We start from the raw sequence: 23,212 nt of genomic DNA on the forward strand, positions 1-23,212 counted from the left end.
GTGATGATTATCAAGGTTGATCGCGAGAAATGCGCAGGACACGCGCGCTGCTGGGCGCTGGCGCCCGAATTGTTCGAACTGGATGACGAAGGCTATGTCCTGCCCCGCGATATTATCGTGCCGGCCGGACAGGAAGCGCTGGCGGGACGCGCCACCCGCGCCTGCCCCGAACGCGCGCTGAGCATCGGAGAGGATTGATGGCGAAAATCAACTATCGCCTTGCCGATGGCACCGACCAGATCGTCGATGTCCCCGCAGGCTGGAGCCTGATGGAGGGCGCGGTCAAGAAGGGCCTGCGCGGCATTCTGGCCGATTGCGGCGGGGCTTGCAGTTGCGCGACCTGTCAGGTGGTGATCCCCGATGACTGGATCGCCCGCCTGACGCCCGCCAGCGAGGAAGAGGAGGCGATGATGGAATTCGCCGCCGATCCTCAGGCCGGCAGCCGCCTCTCGTGCCAGATCCCGGTCAGCGAGGCGATGGATGGAATGACCGTGCAACTGCCCAAGACCCAACTGATCTGAGCCGACCCGCGCCATAAGCGGGACGCAAGGGAGAGAGCATCATGAAACTGCTGCAACCGATCCGCCTCGGGCGGGTCGAGGTGAAGAATCGCGTCGTGCAGACGGCCCATTCGGCCTTTGTGGATTTCTGGCAGAAGGGCAATGATGGAGCGCGCTACATCGCCTATGTCGAGCGCCGGGCGCGCGGGGGCTGCGGGTTGCTGATCCTGACCGCGATGCATGTGCATGCCTCCAGCCAGAAGGAGATGCATTTCGTCTATGACGCGGCCGATATGGCGCCCAAATATCGCGAACTTTCGGATCGCGCCCATGCCCATGGCGCGCGACTGGTCCAGCAATTGTTCCACTATGGCGCCACCGGAAAATCCGAGGCGCGCGATGATATGCACCCGCTCTGGGGCATGTCGGCGCTCACCTCCTCTCAGGGCGAAACCGCCCATGCGATGAGCGAGGAGGAGATCGAGGAGATCATCGAGAGCTTTGCCGCCGCCGCGCGCATCGCCTGCGAAAACGGCGTCGATGGCGTCGAACTGCATGGCACGCATGGCTATCTGATCCAGCAAAGCTTCAGCCCATGGGGCAACCAGCGCACCGACCGCTGGGGCGAGCCCCTGGCTTTCCTGACCGCCGTGATCCATCGCGTGCGCGCGGCCATCGGGCCGGACAAGATTTTGGGTCTGCGCATATCCGCCGATGACTTCCTGTCGGGTGCGGGCGGTCTGGGGCCGGATGGGTTGCGCGATGTGGCGGCGGGCGCGGTGGCGACAGGCCATCTCGATTATCTCAACCATTCCGAGGGCGCTGGCGGCGCGCATTATGTCCGCGCCATCGGCAGCTATCGTTATAAAATGGGCGAATGGCTGCCCTATACGCGTGGCCTCAAAGAGGCGATCAGCGGCGCGATCCCCGTGATCGGCGTGGGCAAGATCCCCACCCATGATCTGGCCGAACAGGCGCTGAAGGCGGGCGATTGCGATCTGGTCGGCATGACCCGCGCTGGGTGTCGAACTGGTGGCGCAATCCTTGCTGGTGCGGGTGGAGGATGGCGAGGCGGTGATCCGCCATGCATTCTCGGGCGCGGAGCGGCGCGAGGGGCTTGACCTGATCGTCGCGGGCGTGGCCCCTTCGCCGCAAACCGGGCTGATCGAGGCATTAGGCGGGCGATACAGGGTGATGAGCGCAGGCTACATGGTGGCCCCGCGATCCGCGCTGGAGGCGTTTCGCGAAGGAGATCGCTGCGGACGGACCATTTAAGTCATTCGACTTAATTTATATTGACGTGCAGATTTGAACCGGCATAGTCGCTCCCGAAACCGGCGCATCAGACTCCGGTTCGGGAGAATACCGATGCGTAGTGCAAGCCTGAAATCCGCCCTGCTGGCCGTGTCGGTTCTGGTGCCGGTCTGCGCTCTGGCGCAAACCCCTACCTATGGCATCTCGGCGGCGGAATCCTCGCCCCCCGTCTGGCCGCAACCGGTGCGCGCGGCCAAATCCGCGCCCAATATCCTGCTGATCATGACCGATGACGTTGGCTTTGGCGCCTCGTCCGCCTTTGGCGGCCCGATCCCCACCGCCACGTTCGACGCTCTGGCGCGCGAGGGGCTGCGCTATAACCGCTTTCACACCACCGCCATCTGCTCGCCCACCCGCGCATCCTTGCTGACCGGGCGCAATCCGCAGGCCGTGGGCATGGGCTATGTCGCCAATTGGGCCACCGGCTATGAAGGCTATAACAGCGTGATCCCCAAGAGCGCCGCCGCCCTGCCCGCGCTGCTGCGCGCCGGGGGCTATTCCACCGCCATGTTCGGCAAATCGCATATCACGCCCGAATGGGAAATGAGCGCATCCGGCCCCTTCGACCGCTGGCCCACGGGGCTGGGGTTTGACTATTTCTACGGTTTTCTGGGCGCGGATTCTTCGGGGTTCGAACCCTCGCTGGTGGAAAACACCCGCCCCGCCCATCCCGATGTCGCCCGGCCCGGATACCATCTGGAAAGCGATCTGGCCGATCACGCCATCGCCTGGATCGCCGAGCAAAAGGCCAATACCCTCGACCGCCCCTTCTTTGCCTATTACGCCACCGGTGCGGCCCATGCGCCCAACCATGCGCCCGCCACATGGCTGGCCAAATTCAAGGGCCGCTTCGACAAAGGCTGGGACGCGCTGCGCGATGAGATCTTTGCCCAAGAAAAGGCGCTGGGCACCATTCCCGCCGACACGCAGGCCCCACCCCGCCCCGCCACATTGCCCGCTTGGCACAGCCTGACGCCCGACCAACAGCGCCTCTATGCCCGCTATATGGAGGCCTATGCCGCCTCGCTGGCCTATGCCGACGATCAGGTGGGTCGCGTGATCCAGAGCCTGAAGGACAGCGGCACCTATGACAACACGCTGATCATCTATATTCAGGGCGACAATGGCGCCAGCGCCGAGGGCAGTTTCGACGGCAAGCTCTACGAGCAGTCGCCCCTGTCCGGCGTGAAGGAGGATCTGGCCCGCTCCATCGCGCATATTGGCGATATTGGCGGGCGCAACGCCTATAATCTCTATCCCGGCGGCTGGGGCTGGGCGCTCAATGCGCCGTTTCAGTGGTCAAAGCGCTATGGCTCGCATTTCGGCGGCCTGCGCAACGGGATGGTCGTTTCATGGCCGCATCATATTGCCGATGCGGGCGCGATCCGCTCGCAATTTCTGCATGTCAGCGACATCATGCCGACGCTGCTCGACGTGGCCGGGGTCGCGGCGCCCGATGTGTTCAACGGCACGCCCCAACAGCCGATCACCGGCATCAGCGCGCGCTATACGCTCGATCAACCCGCCGCTCCTTCGCGCCGCACCATGCAGGTCTTTGCCATGGCCGAAAACCTCAGCCTCTATAAGGACGGCTGGGTGGCCGCGACCAAGCCGATGGTCACGCCTTGGGAGCGCACGCCCCCGCCCCGCGTGGCGGTCGAGAACCGCCAATGGGAACTCTACAATATCGAGGCGGATTTCAGCGAGGCCCACGATCTTGCCAGCGCCGAACCCGTCCGTCTGGAGCGGATGAAGGCGCAATTCTGGGCCGAGGCGGCGCGGACCAGGATCCTGCCGATTCACAGCCCCGATGGCGGGCAAAAGGGCCGCCCCGACCCCAGCGCAGGTCGCACCACCTTCACCTATACGATGCCGATCACCGACATTGCCGAAAGCGCCGCCCCGCCCACCGTCGGCCATTCCTTCACCATCAGCGCGGAGCTGACCTCTGGAAATGGCGTGATCGCCGCCCAAGGCGGGCGCTTTGGCGGATACAGCCTTTATCTCGACCATGGCCGCCCGGTGCTCACCTATAATCTGACCCCGGCCAACATGACCCGCATCGCCGCGACCAAGAGCATCGGCGCGGGCGCGCATCGGCTGGAAATGCGCTTTGCCCTCGACAAGGAGGCGCCGACCAGCGCCGGCACGGTCACGCTGCTGCTCGACGGCGCGCCGGTGGGCGGCGGGCGTATCTCCCGCACCTTTGCGCAGGTCATTTCGCATACCGAAAGTTTCGACATAGGGCAGGACACGATCTCGCCGGTCGATCCGACCTATACCGTGGCGAACAGCCGCTTTACCGGAACCCTGCGCGCGGTGACGGTGAAGATCGGGGGCTAAAGAGCCAGCATATCGACAAAGAGCAAAGGCCCCGGCCCGCCCGCGCTCTGACAAAGTGCGGCATGAGCGCTGCGCAGCGCATCCTCCAGCAGGGCCGCTCCGCCCAACTGCCGCTCGACATGATCGTGGCGCAGCAAGGCATTGAGGAACAGCATCAGCGCCAACATACTGCGCGAGCGGATGAAGGCGGGGGACAGATCGCCCAAAGTCGCCGCGATCAGTTCGACCACCCGCCTTTGCGCCGGAGCCACCCCGCCCGCGCCCACCGCAGCATCGGCATCGGGCGCGCGCCAGTGGCGCATCACATAATGCACCAGAAACCCGGCATAGGGATGGCTGCCATCCTCATCTTTCAGCGCAAGATGCGGCAGACACAGGATTTGCAGCAAGGTCAACGAGTCGCCCAGCAACCCTTCCGCCCCGGCCCGCGCCAGCATCGCCTCCCGCATCGCCTCCATATCGCCCACGCGGCAGACATGGATCGCGGCCATCAGCCCCTCACGCGATCCGAAGTGATATTGCACGGCATTGTTGTTGCGCGATCCGGCCTCCTGCGCAATCTCGCGCAAGGACACGCCCTCGCATCCGCGCTGGGCAAACAGCCGCTCGGCGGTCAGCAGCAGATGGCGCTTGACCGGATTAAACAGGGGGGCAGGATCAGCCATGGTTCCTCTCTTATGCGCCCTGCCATGCCATAGGGCGCGGCAGGGCGCAAACCGGGTGACCGCTTTGCGGGGCGTTTTATTATTGACCTCATGTGCAGAAATGTGCCTATGATCGGGCAAAGAGCCAAGAGGATGCCAGATATGACCGACTATAGCAGCGTCAGCGCTTTCCGCCCCGCGTGGCTGGGCGACGGGCGCAAAAAACTGCTGATCAATGGCGAGGCGGTGGACGCGCTTTCGGGCGAGACGTTCAACAGCATCAGCGCCTCTACCGGCGAATTGGTGGCGCAGCTTGCGCTGGCCGGAGAGGAAGATGTGGACCGCGCTGTGCGCGCCGCCCGCGCCGCCTTTGAAGGGCCGTGGAGCCGGTTCAAACCCGCCGAGCGGCAGGCTGTGATCCTCAGGCTGGCCGAGCTGGTCGACGCCGAATGCGATGATCTGGCGATGCTCGATACGCTGGAAATGGGCCGCCCAATCACCGCATCGCGCGGGCTTAGGGGCATGTTGAAGCGTTCGCTGCACCATTTCGCGGGCACAGCCACGGCGATCTATGGCCAGACTTTGGGCAATTCCTTCCCGGTCGATCTGCTGTCCTATACTCTGCGTGAACCCATCGGCGTGGTTGGCGCGATCATCCCGTGGAATGGGCCGCTTTTCAGCGCCGCGTGGAAGATCGGGCCGGTGCTGGCCACAGGCTGCACCATCGTGCTCAAGCCCGCCGAGGATGCGGGGCTTTCGGCGCTGCGCTTTGCGGAACTCTGCCATGAAGCGGGCGTGCCGCCGGGCGTGGTCAATGTGGTGACGGGCGCAGGGGCCACCGGGGCGGCGCTCTCGGCCCATCCCGATGTGGACAAGGTTGCCTTTACCGGCTCAGGCCCCACCGGCGCGCGGATTGTCGAAGCCTCGGCGCGCACGTTCAAAAAGGTGACAATGGAACTGGGCGGCAAATCGCCCAATATCGTCTTTGCCGACGCCAATCTGGACGCGGCCATCCCCGCCTCGGCCATGGGTGTGTTCAACAACAGCGGACAGGTCTGCGCGGCGGGCACGCGGATCTATGTCGAGCGCCCGGTCTATGAGGAATTCGTCGGCCGCTTTGCCGCTTTCGCCGACGGGCTGAAAGTCGGCCTCAGCCTTGATCCGGCCACACAGATCGGCCCCATCGTGTCGGGCAAGCAGTTTAATCGCGTTTCCGATTACCTCGCACTGGGCTCGCAGCAGGGTGCAAGGCTGATTACCGGCGGCGGGCGCGTCACGGCGGGCGGGCTGGATCGGGGCTATTGGGTGGCCCCCACGGTCTTTGCCGATGTGCGCGACGATATGCGGATTGCGTGTGAGGAAATCTTCGGCCCCGTCGCCTCGATCATGCCTTTCGACACATTCGACGAGGTGATCGCGCGGGCCAACGCCACGCGTTTTGGCCTTGCCGGCGGGGTGTGGACCAAGGACATCGACAAGGCCATGTCGGCGGTCAGGCGCATCCGGGCTGGCTCTGTCTGGGTCAACCACTATTTCGCGATGGACCCTGCGGTGCCCTTCGGCGGCTACAAGATGAGCGGATTTGGCCGTGAGGGCGGCCATGAGCATATTGACGCCTATCTGCAGACCAAGGGCGTGTGGATCAAGACCAACTGAATTACGGGCCAAATAATCAGGGGCGGGCCAGAGCCTTTCTGGCCCGTTCCGCCACGGGCAGGTCGATCATCCGCCCGTCAAGCGTAACCACCGACAGGCCCCGCGCCCGCGCCTCCTCCCAAGCCGCCCAGATCCGCTCCGCCTCCTCGCGCGCGGCGGGGGAGAGGCCAAAGATGTCATTGGCCACCGCCACCTGCTTGGGGTGGATACAGATCGCGCCGTTGACGCCGTAAGCCGCTGCCTCACCCGCAATGGCGCGATAGGCCTCCTCCTCGCGGAAACGCGCGATGGAGAAAGGCACCGCCAGCGCCATCAGGCCGCCGCCCGCCGCCGCCAAAGCCAATTGCCGCGCGGGCAGGTCCAGCACCGCGCTCGATGGCTCCACCCCCACCGCCAGAGAGAAATCCTCGGTGCCCAGCGCCAAGCCCGCCACGCAGGGCAGATCGGCGATGGCCTGCGCCTGCGCCACGCCGCGCGGGCTTTCGATCAGGGCGATGACCGGTAAAGGCGCCCCGCGCAATTCGGCTACCATTGCCGCGATCACCGACAGATCATGCGGACATTCCACCTTGGGCACCATAATCGCATCGGCCCCCGCGCCCACCGCCGCGCGCAGATCCTCGACCGCCATCATCCACGCCCCGTTGATCCGCACGCAGGCCGCCACGCCCTGCGCCCGCACATCGCCCACCGCGCCCGCCAAAGCCGCCCGGGCGGAGGGCTTGGCGCCGTACGCCACCGCATCCTCAAGGTCGAGTATCACCGCATCGGCCCCCGCCCGCGCCGCCTTGGCGCAGCGTTCCGCATTGTCGGCAGGGGCAAACAGCATGGATCGCCAACGCAGCATCTTGCATCCTTCTTTCGATAAAAAATGGCCGCGCCATCCTATGATGAGCGCGGCCAAGCAATGTTCCCCGGTAAGGAGCAGTCCCTTAGAACTTGAAGCGGACCCCCGCCGTAAAGGCACGGCCGATCATGTCATAGGTCGAGATATTGGTGGCCAGATTGACGCCCGGCGTGATGCCCGGAATGATCGGCGGGTCGGTGTCGAACAGGTTGTTGACCGTGCCGAACACTTCGAAATAGCCGCCATTGCCATGGGGAATGCGCGCCCGCACCGAAAGGTCGGTGTAAACATAGGCAGGCACCGAACCACCCACAAAGTTCGACAGATTGGGCGCCGAAGCATTGAGGAAGCGGTTCATCGAGCCGATATATTGTTCGGCAATGTTGATGCCGATCGGCCCGATCGCGTAATCGACCGAGAGCGACCCGCGCCAGCGCGGATAAGACACAGGGTTCGAGCCCACCACATTGGCCCCGGCATAATGCACCACCGGCTGCCCTGCATAAAGCTGGGTGTCAAACTGGCCCAGATAGTTGGCATAGAGGCGGATGCCCAGCGCGCCCTTGCCCACCTGACGGCGATAGCTGGCGTCAATATCCACGCCCTGCGTTTTCAGAAACGAGATGTTCGATTCCGTGATCCGCACCATCGAGGGGAACGAGGTCGAATTGGGCCGCGAGATCAGCGCGCATTCGGGCGCCGTCCCGGCCGTGCCGCAGATGTTGAGGATCTGTTGCGCGGTCAGCGCGTCAATGGCGCCGGTCATGTCGATCTTGTAAAAGTCGACCGACATGCTGAAGCCCGGCAGGAAGCTGGGCGTGAACACGCCGCCGATGGTCAGCGTCTTGGCCACTTCGGGCTTGAGCTTGGGATTGCCGCCCGAAACGGTCGATGCGTTCTGGTTCAGCCCCGTGACCGGGTCCAGCACGATGCCGATGCCGCTGGTGTCGCCGCGATAGAGTTCATAGAGGTTGGGCGCGCGAATATCGCGCGAATAGGTGGCACGCAGCAGGAAGTCGCTGACCGGCTTCCATGTGCCGCCGGCCTTCCAGGTCGTCACCGTGCCCGAGGTCGAATAATCGGTCACGCGCACCGCGCCGTTGAGGCTGAGCTGCTGGGCCAGCGGAGCGTCCTTGAGCAGCGGCACCGCGATTTCGCCAAAGGCTTCCTTGACATCCATCGAGCCATTGGCCGTGCCCACATTGGTCAGCCAGTAATAGAGCGAAGCCGACTGCACCCCGCGCAGGCCCGCGAAATAGGCCGCCTTCTTGGCCGCCGTGTCCAGGTTGGCCGGATCGGCATTACTGGTCAGGCCCATCGTCTGCTTGCGGTATTCGCCGCCGATCACGACATCGACCGGGCCTGCGGGCAGGCTGAAGGGGCTGCCGCTGATGCTGGCGGTGATCGAGTCATGCTTGAAGCGGGCGCGATATTGCGAGGTGCCCGTGGCATAGGCATAGCCCGCCGGACTGGACACGGCCGGATTGCCCGCAAACAGGTTGATCGGCTGACACCCGGCATATTGCGCGGCCACCGTCGGATCGGTCAGCACGCGGCAGGTAGGCGTGCCGCCCACCGAGACGACATCGACCGCGGCAAAGAACTTCTTCCAGTCAAACAGGCCCGACTGGGACATGTTATGGGTCGATTCCGAATGGGTGTAATCGGCCTTGACCTTCCACCCGCCGAATTTGCCCTCGATGCCCGAGGTCGATTGGATGAAATCGGTGGTTTCGCGCACGTTGGTCCGATTGTCGGAATAATAGGCTGCAATGCCCACCGAACCATTGGTCGCCACCGTCGAGGCCAGCGAGGCCGGGATATAGGGATTGCCCGCGTAAATCGTCGCGGTCGGACTGCCCTGAACCAGCGTGTTGGCCATCGCGTCATAGCCAATTTCGGTGCGCGAATAGATCATCTGGGTATAGACGCTGAAATTGTCGCTGAAATCAAAGCTGAGGCGACCAAAGTTCTGATAGGTCTTGGAGGGCGCGATCGCGGTGGTGTGCGCCGGGATCGTATAGCCATCACCGCCGACCTGGATGCCCGCGCTGCCCGTGGCGGTGCCGGTGTTGAAGGCCGAGACGGTGCCATCGGCATTCAGCTTGGTGCCCAGAGCCGTGGCGCCATTATACAGCTTGCCATAGGTCGAGGCCGAGGAAATCAGCACATTGCTGGCCAGCTTATACGGATTGAGCGAGCCGCCCGGCGAGCAGGCGGTGGCATCAGACGTGGTGTTGACGCAGCCCGGCGTCGATCCGACCCAGGCATAGCCGTTCTGGCCCGCCTTGCGCGCATCGCGATACATGCCGCCATTGTTGTAATATTCCGCGCTCAGCAGCAGATGGCCGCGATCGCCCGCGAATTTGGTGCCAAAGGCCAGACCGATGCGCTGGTTATTGTTGTCGCCGCGCTGAGACGTGCCCGCCTGAAGATTGCCCTTCAGGCCCACGAACTTCTTGTCGAGGACAAAGTTGACCACGCCCGCCACCGCGTCCGAGCCCCATGCCGCCGAAGCGCCGCCCGTCACCACATCCACGCGCTGAACCAGCAGGTTGGGGATGACGTTGGTGTCGATGGTGCCGATATATTCGGTGGGCACCACGCGCACGCCATCGACCATGATAAGGGTGCGCAGCGGCCCCTTGGGATTGGCCGTGGGCGTGCCCAGACCGCGCAGATTCAGGATATTGCCATGGATCGGAATGGCCGAGAAATTGTTCGCCGACTTGCCCGGCCCCAGCGAGTTCTGGAAATTGGGCAGCTTGTTGAGCGCATCGGGAATATTGGTCGGCGTGGATTTGGCCAGTTCTTCGGCCGAGGCGACGGTTACCGGCGTCGGTGCGGTATAGCCATCGCGCACGATGCGCGTGGCGGTGACGATGATGTCGGCGGCTTTGGGTTCATCGGCGGCGCTGGCGGCCCCCGGAAACGCGGCGGCCAGCGCCGTCCCTGCCAACAATACGGACATGGTATGAATTCGCATCCCAACCTCCCATAAAAGCCCGCGAAGTCCAACGCTTCGCTTTTTGCCCTATGTTGCAGAATTTGTAGGCCGGAGAATTTTGCCAGTCAATGCAAATTTGCATCCCTATGCATAATCTTCGAGGCTGACGGATAAATATCACATCGCGCGCCAGCCCCATGAAATCGGCAGATTTTTACGCGTCCTTGGACCTTACCCCGCCCGCGCGGCCAGCAAACGACGCACCCCGGCGCAGCCATGGGCAAAAAATCCCGCCGCAAGAATCAGTCCTGCCACCACCAGAGCCACCATCGAAAGCCCGACTTTAGCCGGATCGCCCAATACTTTGTCGGTAACAAAGCCGACAAGAAATGTGCCCAGCGCCATGCCGATCAGCCCGGTCATCAGCACGAAGATCGCCGTCACCCGCCCGCGCAAGGCCGTGGGCGTGACAAGCTGCACCGATGCAGGCCCCATTGAGGAGGTCGAATGGATGCAGGTCATATAAAGGCCGAACAGCACGACCGTGGCATAGGGATTGCTGACCAGATAGGCCGCCACCGCCAGCGGCCCGGCCAGCGCCAGCGTGATCAGGCACCAGCGCAGATGCGCATCGCGATAGCCGGAATTATACAGCCGATCCACCACCCAGCCATGCACCGGCAGGCTGAGCGCGGCCAGCAATTGCGCCAAACCCATCGCCAGCCCGATCTGGCCCGGTTTCCAGCCATGGACGCGGGTCAGGAAGGTCGGGCTCCAGATCTGCAGCGCGATGGTGACGGTGTAGACAAAACCGATGCCAAAGATGATCCCGCTGAAACAGCGCGGATAGGTCATGATGAAACGCCACGCCTCGCGGTAGCCTTCGAGCGCAGAGACAGCGGCCTGCTGGCGGCGGCGCGGTTCGGGGAAGAGGAAGACGAGAAAGGCAAAACCCATGCCCGGAATGCCGGTGATGACAAAGGCCTGCTGCCACGGGGCGAAATGGCCCATCAATGGCCAATGCGAAATGCCGCCTTCCAGCACAAAGCCGACCAGCGGCCCGCCCAGCAAGAAGACGATGCCCGCCCCCATCACCCCGCCCATGACGAAGACCGCCATGGCCAAAGACAGGCGCGAAGCCGGGAAGCTGTCACCGATAATCGAATAGGCGCCGGTCGTATAACCCGCCTCACCCGCACCGACGAGGGCGCGCGCGGCCATCAACATGGCAAAAGCCCCGGCAAAGCCGCAGGCCCCCGCCCCCGCGCTCCACAACAGGATGCAGAAGAACAGCACCCAGCGGCGGCTGTATCGGTCGAGCATCAGCCCCACCGGAATGGCGCAGAGGCAATAGAAGACCGCAAAGGCCGGACCCTGCAACAGGCTGAATTGCGTGTCGGACAGGTGCAGGCCCTGTTTGATCGGTTCGACCATCAGCGCCATCAGATAGCGATCAGCGAGCGAACGGATATAAAGCACGAAAAGGATCGCCACCGTCAGCCAAGCCATGGGCGCGCGCGGATAGATCGGGCCTTCGGCCACATTTGGATCGGACACGAAAACTCTCCCATGAGGCCTTATTAACGGCGCAATAAATGCACCTTCGTGCAATTTTTGGATGAGGTCAACTTTTAACGCAGATCAACGACCGCGAAACTGCGGGCTGCGTTTTTGGCGAAAGGCGCTGACGCCCTCGCGGTAATCCTGCGTATGGCCAAGGCGGCGCTGGCCATCGCGCTCGATGTCGAGTTGGGCGTCCAGATCGCGCGACCAGCTGCCGCGAATCGCGTTGCGCGCGGCCATGATCCCCTGCGTGGGCCCGGCGGCCAGCGAAGTGACCAGCGCCTCGACGCTTTCGATGAAATCCTCATCGGGCGCGCATTGCCAGATCATGCCCCATTCCTGCGCGCGGGCGGCGCTGATGCGCTCGCCCGTCATCGCCATGCCCAGCGCGCGGGGCTGGCCGATCAGGCGGGGCAGCAGCCAGCTGATCCCACAATCGGGCATCAGGCCGATCTTGGCAAAGGAGAGGATGAAGCTGGACGATTGGGCGGCGATCACCACATCGGCCATCAGCGCCAAAGCCGCCCCGGCCCCCGCCGCCACGCCATTGACCGCGCAGACCAGCGGCGCCGGCAACCGCGCCAGACGCCGGATCAGCGGATTATAGCGCAGCTCAATGCTCTCCCCCAGATCGAGCGGCCCTTCCTGCTCGACCGGCCTTTCGCCCAGATCCTGCCCCGCGCAAAAGCCGCGCCCCGCCCCGGTCAGCAGGATCACGCGCAGGTCCGCGCTGGCTTCGATTTCGTCGAGGATTTCGTTCAGCCTGCGATGCATGCCTACGGTGATCGCGTTCAACTGATCCGGACGGTTGAGAACGATGCGCGCCACGCCATCCTCAAGAGCAAACAGCACGCAGGTTTGGGAATCGTTCATGAGGGCAGCCTCGTTGGAATCGGGCGCATGCGATCATGCTGCACCGCATAAAAATTGCACTGCGGTACAGTTACGTCAATTCCAGAGCCTGTCAATCGATGGGATGCGACGCTCATATATATCACTTATTTTCAGTCATATATCTAATTTTTTGCACGACAACTCCGCCACCAAACCTTACCAAAAGCGCAGATTTCGCTCCGATACATCATGAAAATTTTATCTCAATTCTGCTCTATGATGCAAAATATTGCTGGCCTAGCGTCTCCGCATCGCTTACACATCACCATCGAAGCAGAGCCGGTCGCAACCGGCCTTGACGACAGACACACAACAAGAACCGGGCGGGATGATGGAAGACCAGCAATTCAGACAGGAGGTCCGCGATTGGCTATCCGCCAACTTCCCGCCGGCGCTGACAGGCGTGAACGGGCTGATCTTTCAGGGTGATGCCCATGCCGCCGCCGCCAGCAAGGATTTTCAGGTCTGGCGCAAGGCGATGGCCGACAAAGGCTGGGGCACGCCGACATGGGACAAAGCCTATGGCGGGGCCGGGCTTTCGACGGCACAAGCCAAGATTATCGCGCAGGAATTATCCGCCATCGGCGCGTTCAACCCGATCCGCTCCTACGGCACGATGATGCTGGGCCCCACGCTGCTGGAATTCGGGACCGAGGAACAGCGGCTGCAACATCTGCCCCGCATTTCCACCCATGAACTGCGCTGGTGTCAGGGCTTTTCCGAGCCGGGCGCGGGGTCCGACCTTGCCTCGCTGCAAATGAAATGCGTCGATGCGGGCGATCACTGGGTGGTCTCGGGCCAGAAGATCTGGACATCCGGCGCAGATCAGGCCGACTGGTGCTTTGCCCTTGTGCGCACCGACACCAGCGTCAAACATGGCGGCATCAGCTTTCTTCTGATCGACATGACATCGCCCGGCGTCGAGGCGCGCCCGATTGTCCTCATCAGCGGATCGACCCATTTCTGCGAAGTGTTCTTCAACGATGTGAAAGTGCCCAAGGGCAATCTGGTCGGCGCGGTCAATCAGGGCTGGAACATCGCCAAGCGCCTGCTGCAATTTGAACGCTCCAGCCTGTCGGAGGTCAAAACGGATGTCACCCCGCTGGCCCCCATCGCCCATGCGATGCTGGGCACGGATGCGGAGGGGCGGATTGCCGATGCGGATGCACGCGCGCGCATTGTCCATAATGCCATGCGCCATGCGGCTTACCTGCAAACCGTGCGCCGGTTTAACGAAGAGGCCCGCAACGGCGGCCCCGGCAATGGCGTCTCGACGCTGAAGAACCTGTGGTCGGGCATTGTTCAGCGCCGCGCGGAATTGCTGGTCGAGGTGCTGGGGGCCGATGGCCTCGGCTGGTCGGGCAATGCCTATCCGGCGGACGCGCGCGAAGCCACCCGCGCGCTGCTGCACTCCAAGGCCTTCTCGATCTATGGCGGAAGCTACGAAATCCAGAACAACATCACGGCCAAGCGATCGCTCGGCCTGCCGGATCGCTGAGGGAGAGACGCGCGATGGCCGTGTTGAATGAAGAACAGACCATGCTGAAAGACATGGTGTCGCAATGGGTCCGCGACCAGATGCCGGTGAGCGTGGCGCGCGGATTGTATGACCACAGCGGCGGCGGGCGGCGGGATGCCATCACCGGCTTTGACAAGGACGCCTATGCCGAGATCGCCGCGATGGGCTGGAGCGGCATCCTCGCCCCCGAAGCGCATGGCGGCAGCGATTTCGGCGCTTTCAGCCTCGGTTTCGTGCTGGAGGAACTGGCGCGCACGCTCTCGCCTCTGCCCTTGCTGAGCAGCGCAATGATCGCAGTCAGCGCGCTGCGCCTTGGCGGAAATGCTGCGCAGCAAAGCGCATGGCTGACCGGTCTGGCCGATGGCTCGATCATCGGCACGCTGGCGGTGGACGAAGGAGCGCATCATGCGCCCCATGCCCTCAGTCTGTCAGCCGCACGAGTCGAAAATGGCTGGCGTCTGGATGGGATCAAGCGCCCGGTGGCTGATGGCATGGGCGCGGGCCTGTTCATCGTGGCCGCCCGCGGGGATGATGGCGCGACGCTGCTCCTAGTGCCTGCCGATACCGCAGGCCTGACCCGCGAACCGCTCGATCAGATCGACGCGCGCCGTCCGGCGATGCTGCGCTTTGACGGCGTGGTGCTGGGCGATGACGCCATGCTGGGCCAAGGCGAGCCTCTGCTTTCTGCCATTCTCGACCGCGCCTATGTGGGGCAAGCCGCCGAATTGCTCGGCCTTGCAACGCAGGCGTTTGAAACAACGCTGGACTATCTCAAAACCCGCGTCCAGTTCGGCCAATTGATCGGATCGTTTCAGGCGCTGCAACATCGCGCCTCGGACATGTTCGGCGAATTGCAGCTCACCCGCTCGGCGGTCGAGGCGGCGCTGGCGGCGATTGACGCCGACGATCCGCAACTGCCCTCGCTCGCCTCGCTGGCCAAGGCGATGGCCAATGAAACCGCCCATCGCATCACTTGCGAAATGGTGCAGTTGCACGGCGGCATCGGCATGACGCATGAGCATGACGCGGGCCTCTATCTCAAACGGTCCCGCGTGGCCGAACAGGCCTATGGCTCCTCCTCTTTTCACCGCGAACGCTGGGCGCGCCTCAACGGATATTGAACGATGCAATCGCGAGAGATTCACCTCATCCGCCGACCCGTTGGAGCGCCGGTGGCCCAGGATTTTGCACTTGTCGCGCGCGATGTGCCGCCCCCCGGCCCCGGCGAGGTGCAGGTACGCAACCTGTTCATGGCGGTCGATCCGGCCATGCGCGGGCGGATGAGCGATGCACCCAGCTATGTCCCGCCCTTTGCGCTGGACGCGCCGATGGAGGGGCCCGCGATCGGTGAGGTGATCACCTCGAACCATCCCGATTTCAAACCCGGCGATCTGATCTTCTCCCGCCTCGGCTGGCGCGAGGTGTTCAACGCCCCCGCCGCCGCGCTGGAGCATCGTGACCGCGATGCCCTGCCGCCCTCGGCCTATCTGGGCTTTGCCGGATCGACCGGGCTGACCGCCTATGCCGGTCTGATCCGCATTGCGGGTCTGCGCGAAGGCGATGTGGTGTTTGTTTCGGCAGCCTCGGGTGCGGTAGGCTCTATCGCCTGTCAGATCGCGCGGATCAAGGGCTGCAAGGTCATTGGTGCTGCGGGCGGGGCACGCAAGAAGGCGTTTCTGCTCGACACGGTGGGGGTCGATGCGGCGATTGATTACAAGGCCGAACCCAATCTGACCAAGGCTCTCGCCCGCGAGGTCAAAGCCTTGAGCGCCAAGGGCATTGACGTCAATTTCGAGAATGTCGGAGGCGATCATCTTCAGGCCGCGCTGGCGCTGGCCAACAAATTCGCCCGCTTCGCCATCTGCGGCATGATCTCGCAATATAATGTCACCGATGCGCCCGTGGTCCCGAAAAACCTGACCATGCTGATGACCAAGAGCATCCGCATGGAAGGCTTCATCGTGCTGGATCACAAGGATCTGGAGCCGCAATTCATGGCCGACATGATAGCTTGGCGCAAGGCGGGCCTGATCCGTCAGGCCGAGACGGTGCATGAAGGCATCGAAAACGCGCTGACCGCCTTCAACGGTCTGTTCAGCGGCGACAATCTGGGCCGTACCTTGGTCAAGCTGGGGGATGCAGGCGATGTATGATCTCCTCAATGGCCTGCGCGTGGTCGAGGGCGCGGCCTTTATCGCCGGGCCTTCCGCCGGGCTGCATATGGCGCAGATGGGCGCGGAAGTGATCCGTTTTGACGCCATCGGCGGCGGGCCGGACTATCGCCGCTGGCCGCTGGCCCCCGATGGTTCCAGCCTCTATTGGGAGGGCCTGAACAAGGGCAAGAAGAGCATCGCGCTCGACCTTGGCCGCCCGGAGGGGCGCGAACTGGCCGTGGCGCTGGCCACCGCGCCGGGCGATCAAGGCGGCGTATTTCTGACCAATTATCCGGTGAAGGGTTTTCTCAGCCACGAGACGCTTAAGGCCCGGCGCGAGGATATCATCACCGTGCGCGTCATGGGCTGGGCCGATGGCTCGCCGGCGGTGGATTATACGATCAACGCCGCGGTGGGCGTGCCGCAAATGACGGGGCCTGCCGATGATCCGCGCCCGGTCAACCATGTCCTGCCCGCTTGGGATCTGCTGGGTGGGGCCTATGCGGCCTTTGCGGCGGCCTCGGCGCTGCTGCGGCGGCGCGCCTCGGGCGTCGGCGCGGAAATCCGCGTGCCTCTCTCCGACCTTGCCGCCTCCAGCCTCTCGCATCTGGGTCAGGTGGCCGAAGTGCTGACCGGCGGCGACCGCCCCCGGATGGGCAATGACCTGTTCGGCGCCTTTGGCCGCGATTTTCTGACGGCCGACGGACAGCGCCTGATCGTGGTGGCCATCACCCCGCGCCAATGGATCGGCCTCGTCAAAGTGCTGGACCTGTCCGAGGCGGTGGGCGCCATTGAAGCGGCGCTGGGCGTGAGCTTCGCCCGCGACGAGGGCGCGCGTTTCACCCATCGCGCCGCGCTTTTCCCTCTGTTCGAGGTCGCCTTTGCCCGGCGCGATGCCGAGGCGCTCAAGCCTGCCTTTGACGCCGGCGGCGTGACATGGGGGCAATATCAAAGCCTGCATCAGGCCGTGACGGATGACCCGCGCCTGTTCACCGCCAATCCCCTGTTCCAATCGCTGACTCACCCCAGCGGCCTGACCTATCCCGCCTCCGGCCCCGCCGCGACATTGGCGGACGAGGCGCGCCATACCCTCACCCCCGCCCCTCGCCTTGGCCAGCATACCGATGAGGTTCTCGCCCAAGTGCTGGGGCTGGATGGCGGCGCCATCGGGCGGCTACATGATGAAGGACTGGTGGCATGAGCATAGCCGAGAACGACCTGGCCCATTGGCGCACATGGATCGGGCGCGAGGAAGTCCGCCGCGAAGTGCTGGACGCCGAGGCGCTGCGCCGCTTTGCCGCCGCGATCGGCGAGAGCCTTGAGGTCGAAACGGATCAGCCTTCGCTGGCGCATTGGGCGTTCTTTCTGCCCATCGCCGCAGCCGACCAGATCGGCCCGGATGGCCACCCCAAGCGCGGCGGTTTCATGCCGCCGATCACCCTGCCCCGCCGGATGTTCGCCGCCGGACGCATGGAATTTGGCGCAGCTCTGGCCTTAGGCCAGCCCGCCACGCGCCGCTCGATCATCCGCGATCTGCAATATAAATCCGGGCGCAGCGGCGATCTGATCCTGCTGGAGGTCGAACATACCATCGAGCAGGCTGGCGAGGTCCGCGTGACCGAGCGGCAAACCATCGTCTATCGCGATGCGGGCGCGGCCACGCCTGCCATTGTCGCCGCCGATGTGCCCCCCGCCCCCGATGACGCAATCTGGAACCCCACCAGCGTCGATCTCTTCCGCTTTTCCGCCGTCACCTTCAACAGCCACCGCATCCATTACGACCTGCCCTATGCCACCGCCGAGGAGTTCTATCCTGGATTGGTGGTGCATGGGCCTTTCACCGCCACGCGCCTGTTTGGCCATGCCCGCCGACACGGCCCGCGCCCGCACACTTACGCCTTTCGCGCGGTAGCGCCGATGTTTTGCGGCGCGCCCATTGTCTTGCGCGAGGTCTCACCGGGCCAACTGGCCGCGATACGCGCCGACGGGGCCGAGGCGATGGTGGCCGGCGTCGAATATTGAACAACCCTTTCAACCCATGAGGAGTTTCACCCGTGGACGCAGAAACCTTTGAAATGCTGCGCGACACCGTCCGCCGCTTTGTCGACGAACGGCTGATCCCGGCCGAGGATGCCGTGGAAGAGGCCGATGCCGTGCCCGCCGAAATCATCGACCAGATGCGCGAGATGGGCCTTTTCGGCATTTCCGTGCCGGAGGAATTCGGCGGCCTTGGCTGCACCATGGCCGAGGAAGCCGGGCTGATCCGCGAGTTGACCCGCGCCTCGATCGTGTTTCGCAGTGTGATCGGCACCACGGTGGGCATCGGCAGCCAGGGCATCGTCATGGACGGCACACCCGAACAGAAAGCCGAATGGCTGCCCAAATTCGCCACCGGCGAGGCGATGGCCAGCTTTGGCCTGACCGAGCCGGAGGCCGGGTCGGACGCCGCCAGCTTGCGCACCATCGCCATCCGCGAGGGCGACAATTACCGCATCAACGGCACCAAGCGCTATATCACCAACGCCCCGCGCGCCTCGGTGTTCACGCTGATGGCGCGCACCGATCCGGACAATAAGGGCGCAGGCGGCATTTCCGCCTTCATCCTGCCCGCCGATACGCCGGGCCTTTCGTTAGGCAAGCCCGACAAGAAGATGGGGCAAAAGGGCGCAGTCACCACCGATGTCATCCTTGAGGATGTGATCGTTCCGGCCAGCAGCATCATCGGCGGCGTGCCCGGCATGGGGTTCAAAACCGCGATGAAGGTGCTGGACCGGGGCCGCATCCATATTGCCGCGGTGGCGCTGGGCATGTGCGACCGGCTGATCGGCATGGCGCTGCAATATGCAATGGAGCGCAAGCAATTTGGCCAGCGCATCGCCAATTTCCAGCTGATGCAGGCGCTGCTGGCCGATATGAAGGTCGATATGCTGACCACCGAAGCGCTGATGCAATCGGTCGCGGCCAAGTTTGACGCGGGCGAAAAGGTCAGCCTCGAATGCTCCGCGCTTAAATATCACGCTTCCGAAGCGGTGGGCCGCATTGCCGACCGCGCGGTGCAGATCTTTGGCGGCGCGGGCTATATGGCCGAATATAAGGTTGAGCGCTTCTATCGCGATGTGCGCCTGCTGCGCATTTACGAAGGCACCAGCCAGATCCAGCAAACCATCATTGCCAAGGCGATGATCCGTCAGGCCGAACAGGCCTGATTTTTCAAAGGACATTCCCATGCGCAGAGCCGCGATTGTCGCCCCCATCCGCACTGCCGTCGGCAAATATGGCGGGTCATTAAAATCCATTTCGGCGGGGGATCTGGGCGCCATTGTCATCAAGGCGTTGATGGAGCGCACCGGAGTCGATCCCGAACGCATCGACGATGTGGTCTTTTCCCAAGGCTATGGCAATGGCGAGGCCCCCTGTATCGGGCGCTGGTCGGCGCTGGCGGCGGGCTTGCCGGAAAGCATTCCGGGCGTTCAACTTGACCGCCGCTGCGGCTCGGGCCTTCAGGCGGTGATTGACGCGGCCATGCGCATTCAAACAGGCGCGGCAGACGTGGTGATCGCGGGCGGCGTGGAAAGCATGTCGAACGTCGAATATTACTCGATGGACCACCGCTGGGGCGCGCGCAGCGGATCGACGACCATGCATGACCGCCTGACGCGCGGGCGCGTGATGTCGCAGCCGATTGCGCGCTATGGCGTGATTTCCGGCATGATCGAGACGGCCAACAATCTGGCCCGCGATTATGGCATCACCCGTCAGGAATGCGACGCCTATGCCGCGCTCAGCCATCAGCGCGCCACGGCGGCATGGGCGGCGGGCAAGTTCGACGATGAGCTGGTTCCCGTGGCCGTGCCGCAGCGCCGGGGCGATCCCGTCATCTTTGCCCGCGACGAGGGGATCCGCGAGGACGCCACGGCGGAATCTCTGGGCAAGCTGCCGCTGATCGAAAAGGACGGCGTGGTCACGGCGGGCAATGCCAGCCAGCAGAATGACGCGGGTGCGGCCTGTCTGGTCGTGGCCGAGGACAAGCTGGCGGAGCTGGGGCTGGAGCCTATCGGTTATTTCCATAGCTGGGCGGCGGCGGGCTGCGATCCTTCGCGCATGGGCATCGGGCCGGTGCCGGCGGTGGAAAAGCTGTTTGCGCGCAATGGGCTGTCGTGGTCCGACATCGATCTGGTCGAACTGAACGAAGCCTTTGCCCCGCAGGTTCTGGCCTGCCTCAAAGGCTGGGGCTGGAGCGCGGATGACAGCCGCAACGACATGCTTAACGTCAATGGTTCGGGCATTTCGCTGGGCCATCCCATCGGGGCCACGGGAGGCCGCATTCTGGCCAATCTGATGCGCGAACTGCATCGGCGCAATGGCCGCTATGGCATCGAAACCATGTGCATTGGCGGCGGTCAGGGTCTTGCCGCCATTTTCGAGCGCGCCTGACGCTCAACCGAAACCGGCCATCATAAGGGTGGCCGGTTTCACTTCATCCGGGCGATGATCGCCACGCCGATCAGCGTGATCCCCCCGCCCAGCGCCATCATCGTCGTGATCGGCGAATGGAAATAGAGCGCGGAAAAGCAGGTCGCCAGCACCGGCGCGGCCAGCATCAGCGGCATCACCGCATTGATCGGATAGCGTTGCAGCAGCCATGCCAGCGCCCCCTGCCCCAGCACGGTCGAACCAAGGCTGGTAAAGGCGAACCAGCCCAGCGCCGGGGCGGGCATGGCGAACAGGCAACCGAATTTATCCGCCTCGAAAATCGCGGCAAAGGGCGCCAGCATGACCAGCCCCATCAGCCCGTTCCACGCCTGAATGGTCATCACCCCGATCCCGCCCAGCCGCCGCTGGATCAGCGCCGCGCCGCCCCACACCATCGCCGCGCCCGCCATCACCAGCACGGCGGGCAATTCCCCGGCAATGCGCGGATCAAAGCCCAGCACCAGCACCCCGATGATCGCCAGCGCCACGCCAGCCCCACGCGCGGGCGAGAGCCGCTCTTTCAGCACAATCGCGCCCAGCAGGAGTGAGAAAGGCACGCTGAGCTGCCCCACGATGGCCAGCGCCCCGACATTGGTGGCCAGATGCAGCGCAAGGTTCATCAGCAGCAGGAACAGCCCGCCATTGAGCACGCCATAGGCCGCGATCACATGCACCCGCCCGCGCGGAATACGAAACCACGGCGCACAGACCAGCGCCACCACCCCCATGCGCGCCGCAATCGACCACAGCGGCGAAGTCGCATCGACCACCACCTTCATCGCGATCACATTGGCCGCAAACAGCACATTGACCAGCAGCGCCACGGCAAGGCCCGATGCACCCATAGGCTGGTGTGGCTGATTCATGATCCCATCCCTTTATGATATTTGCACAAGAGTACAGGAATACGTGCAACGGGAAAGCTGTAATTCCGGCACTTTCGCGATCACATCCTATCGTGCGCGCGTCCATCGCGCAAAATCAAAAGTAACCCTTGGTGCAAAATATCTTGCCCTCGCCCGCGCCAGAGTCTATCGCAGGAGCAACAAGTCCAAAGAGCAGAATCAGGACGGGAGAGACAGGCGCGTGCCCACCACAACCAAGTTTTGCGAGAAACCGGCATGAGCGCGCGCGCGCTTGACGGCGTGCGGGTGCTGGACCTGTCGCGCGTGCTGGCCGGGCCGTGGTCAACGCAGATTCTGGCCGATTTCGGCGCCGATGTGATCAAGATCGAACTGCCCGGGGCTGGCGATGACACCCGCGCATGGGGCCCGCCTAATCTGATCGGCCCCGATGGCGCGCCTGAACTGGGCGAGAGCGCCTATTACCTGTGCGCCAATCGCAACAAACGCTCGGCCGCGATCAATCTGGCCCATCCCGATGGCGCGGCGCTGATCCGCGATCTGGCGGCGCGGGCCGATATTATCGTCGAGAATTTCAAGGTCGGCGGGCTGGAGAAATACGGGCTGGATTATGAGAGCCTGAAGGCGATCAACCCACGAGCGGTCTATTGCTCGATCACCGGCTTTGGCCAGACCGGGCCTTATACCAAACGCGGCGGCTATGATTTCGTGGCGCAGGGCATGGGCGGCTTTATGTCGATCACCGGCGAGGAGGATGGCGGGCCGCTGCGCGCGGGCGTGGCCATGGCCGATCTGTCCACGGGCATGTATGCCACGGTGTCGATTCTGGCCGCGCTGCGCCATGCCGAACGCACCGGCGAAGGGCAGCAGATCGACATTTCCCTGCTCGACACGCAAATCGCCATGCTGGCCAATCAGGGTTCGAACTGGCTGGTGGGCGGGATTGTGCCGGGGCGGCTGGGCAATCGGCATCCCACGGTGGTGCCGTATAAGACCTTTGAAGTGGCCGATGGCATCATGATTATCGCGGTGGGCAATGACCGACAATTCCGCGCGCTCTGCGTCGAAATGGATGCCGCCCAGCTGGCCGATGATCCGCGTTTCGCCACCAGCCGCGCACGCCTCATCAACCGCGATGCCATCGAAGCCATCGTGCAGGATCTGGTCCGGCCCCACACGCGCAACAGCCTGATCGACCGCTTCGAGGCATGCGGCGTGCCGTCCGGCCCGGTCAACACCATCAAGGACGTGTTCGAAGACCCCTTTATCGAGGCGCGCGGCACCGTCCACCGCTTCAAACGCGAGGATGGGGTGGAAATCCCCACCGTCGCCTATCCGGGCAAGCTGTCGGCCACGCCCGCCGATTACCGCCGCCAGCCCCCCCGCGTGGGCGAGCATACCAACGAGATCCTGCGGGACTGGCTGCCCATGACGGACGAGGCGCTCGATGCGCTCTCCGCCGGGGGCGTCATTGCCCAGCGCAAGGCTTGAGGAGA

At 63.8% G+C, this 23,212-nt stretch carries 20 protein-coding genes; 14 read left to right on the forward strand and 6 right to left on the reverse strand.

All coding sequences use genetic code 11. From position 1 onward, the window contains the following. Positions 1–3 precede the first annotated feature (3 nt). The 5 genes from FHW96_RS21575 to FHW96_RS21595 all read left to right on the forward strand — a co-directional run bounded on the left by FHW96_RS21575 (position 4) and on the right by FHW96_RS21595 (position 4,157). Positions 4–198 carry a ferredoxin gene (locus FHW96_RS21575; RefSeq protein WP_172342635.1) on the forward strand — a complete coding sequence of 65 codons (195 nt, stop codon included), beginning with the start codon at positions 4–6 and terminating at the stop codon, positions 196–198. Beyond that, positions 198–521 carry a 2Fe-2S iron-sulfur cluster-binding protein gene (locus tag FHW96_RS21580; protein ID WP_172342636.1) on the forward strand — a complete coding sequence of 108 codons (324 nt, stop codon included), beginning with the start codon at positions 198–200 and terminating at the stop codon, positions 519–521. The genes FHW96_RS21575 and FHW96_RS21580 overlap by 1 nt, the downstream gene beginning before the upstream one ends. 41 nt (positions 522–562) lie before the next feature. Then, positions 563–1,621, forward strand: coding sequence for a hypothetical protein (locus FHW96_RS21585; protein ID WP_172342637.1), 1,059 nt, complete (start codon positions 563–565; stop codon positions 1,619–1,621). After that, a complete protein-coding gene (locus FHW96_RS21590; protein WP_172342638.1) occupies positions 1,575–1,775 on the forward strand; it encodes a hypothetical protein in 201 nt (66 codons plus the stop codon). Before FHW96_RS21585 ends, FHW96_RS21590 begins: the two co-directional genes overlap by 47 nt. Positions 1,776–1,868: 93 nt before the next feature. Further along, positions 1,869–4,157, forward strand: coding sequence for a sulfatase-like hydrolase/transferase (locus FHW96_RS21595; RefSeq protein WP_172342639.1), 2,289 nt, complete (start codon positions 1,869–1,871; stop codon positions 4,155–4,157). Here FHW96_RS21595 and FHW96_RS21600 read toward each other — a convergent pair. Beyond that, positions 4,154–4,822 (reverse strand): helix-turn-helix domain-containing protein, encoded by a 669-nt coding sequence (locus FHW96_RS21600; protein ID WP_172342640.1) that lies wholly within the window; start codon positions 4,820–4,822, stop codon positions 4,154–4,156. The genes FHW96_RS21595 and FHW96_RS21600 overlap by 4 nt on opposite strands. A gap of 141 nt (positions 4,823–4,963) precedes the next feature. On the opposite strand from FHW96_RS21600, the gene FHW96_RS21605 reads away from it, so the two are divergent. Continuing rightward, on the forward strand, positions 4,964–6,457 hold the full coding sequence (locus tag FHW96_RS21605) for an aldehyde dehydrogenase (protein WP_172342641.1): 1,494 nt from the start codon (positions 4,964–4,966) through the stop codon (positions 6,455–6,457). 16 nt (positions 6,458–6,473) lie between these two features. Here FHW96_RS21605 and FHW96_RS21610 read toward each other — a convergent pair whose 3' ends face one another. The 4 genes from FHW96_RS21610 to paaG form a co-directional block, all read right to left on the reverse strand. Next, positions 6,474–7,304: a CoA ester lyase gene (locus FHW96_RS21610; RefSeq protein ID WP_172342642.1), complete on the reverse strand. Its 831-nt coding sequence runs from the start codon at positions 7,302–7,304 to the stop codon at positions 6,474–6,476. Between the two features lie 85 nt (positions 7,305–7,389). Beyond that, positions 7,390–10,275 carry a TonB-dependent receptor domain-containing protein gene (locus FHW96_RS21615; RefSeq protein ID WP_253951138.1) on the reverse strand — a complete coding sequence of 962 codons (2,886 nt, stop codon included), beginning with the start codon at positions 10,273–10,275 and terminating at the stop codon, positions 7,390–7,392. 207 nt (positions 10,276–10,482) lie between these two features. Beyond that, positions 10,483–11,808, reverse strand: a complete 1,326-nt coding sequence (locus FHW96_RS21620; protein WP_371815781.1) for an MFS transporter — start codon at positions 11,806–11,808, stop codon at positions 10,483–10,485. Positions 11,809–11,892: 84 nt separating this feature from the next. Beyond that, the gene (paaG, locus tag FHW96_RS21625) at positions 11,893–12,687 is read right to left on the reverse strand and encodes a 2-(1,2-epoxy-1,2-dihydrophenyl)acetyl-CoA isomerase PaaG (protein WP_172342644.1); all 795 of its coding nucleotides are present in this window, start codon (positions 12,685–12,687) and stop codon (positions 11,893–11,895) included. Between the two features lie 349 nt (positions 12,688–13,036). Between paaG and FHW96_RS21630 the strand changes: the two genes are divergently transcribed. From FHW96_RS21630 to FHW96_RS21660, 7 genes are read left to right on the forward strand one after another with little or no spacing between them, the layout of a single operon-like run. Then, positions 13,037–14,206, forward strand: a complete 1,170-nt coding sequence (locus tag FHW96_RS21630; RefSeq protein ID WP_172342645.1) for an acyl-CoA dehydrogenase family protein — start codon at positions 13,037–13,039, stop codon at positions 14,204–14,206. Positions 14,207–14,220: 14 nt separating this feature from the next. Further along, positions 14,221–15,348: an acyl-CoA dehydrogenase family protein gene (locus FHW96_RS21635; RefSeq protein WP_172342646.1), complete on the forward strand. Its 1,128-nt coding sequence runs from the start codon at positions 14,221–14,223 to the stop codon at positions 15,346–15,348. A gap of 3 nt (positions 15,349–15,351) precedes the next feature. Then, positions 15,352–16,380 carry an NADP-dependent oxidoreductase gene (locus FHW96_RS21640; RefSeq protein WP_172342647.1) on the forward strand — a complete coding sequence of 343 codons (1,029 nt, stop codon included), beginning with the start codon at positions 15,352–15,354 and terminating at the stop codon, positions 16,378–16,380. After that, positions 16,373–17,581 (forward strand): CoA transferase, encoded by a 1,209-nt coding sequence (locus FHW96_RS21645; RefSeq protein ID WP_172342648.1) that lies wholly within the window; start codon positions 16,373–16,375, stop codon positions 17,579–17,581. Before FHW96_RS21640 ends, FHW96_RS21645 begins: the two co-directional genes overlap by 8 nt. Beyond that, complete coding sequence (locus tag FHW96_RS21650) at positions 17,578–18,402, forward strand: MaoC family dehydratase N-terminal domain-containing protein (protein WP_172342649.1); 825 nt, start codon at positions 17,578–17,580, stop codon at positions 18,400–18,402. Before FHW96_RS21645 ends, FHW96_RS21650 begins: the two co-directional genes overlap by 4 nt. A 32-nt stretch (positions 18,403–18,434) precedes the next feature. Beyond that, a complete protein-coding gene (locus FHW96_RS21655) occupies positions 18,435–19,586 on the forward strand; it encodes an acyl-CoA dehydrogenase family protein (protein ID WP_172342650.1) in 1,152 nt (383 codons plus the stop codon). 19 nt (positions 19,587–19,605) lie between these two features. Beyond that, positions 19,606–20,814, forward strand: a complete 1,209-nt coding sequence (locus FHW96_RS21660; RefSeq protein ID WP_172342651.1) for an acetyl-CoA C-acetyltransferase — start codon at positions 19,606–19,608, stop codon at positions 20,812–20,814. 38 nt (positions 20,815–20,852) lie between these two features. Here the strand turns inward: FHW96_RS21660 and FHW96_RS21665 are convergent, their stop codons facing one another. Next, positions 20,853–21,719: a DMT family transporter gene (locus FHW96_RS21665; RefSeq protein ID WP_172342652.1), complete on the reverse strand. Its 867-nt coding sequence runs from the start codon at positions 21,717–21,719 to the stop codon at positions 20,853–20,855. A 255-nt stretch (positions 21,720–21,974) separates the two neighbouring features. Here FHW96_RS21665 and FHW96_RS21670 point away from each other — a divergent pair, with 255 nt between their 5' ends. Beyond that, the gene (locus FHW96_RS21670; RefSeq protein ID WP_172342653.1) at positions 21,975–23,207 is read left to right on the forward strand and encodes a CaiB/BaiF CoA-transferase family protein; all 1,233 of its coding nucleotides are present in this window, start codon (positions 21,975–21,977) and stop codon (positions 23,205–23,207) included. The last annotated feature ends 5 nt before the right edge of the window (positions 23,208–23,212 follow it).

It is taken from the genome of Novosphingobium sp. SG751A (assembly GCF_013149295.1).
Lineage (GTDB): Bacteria > Pseudomonadota > Alphaproteobacteria > Sphingomonadales > Sphingomonadaceae > Novosphingobium.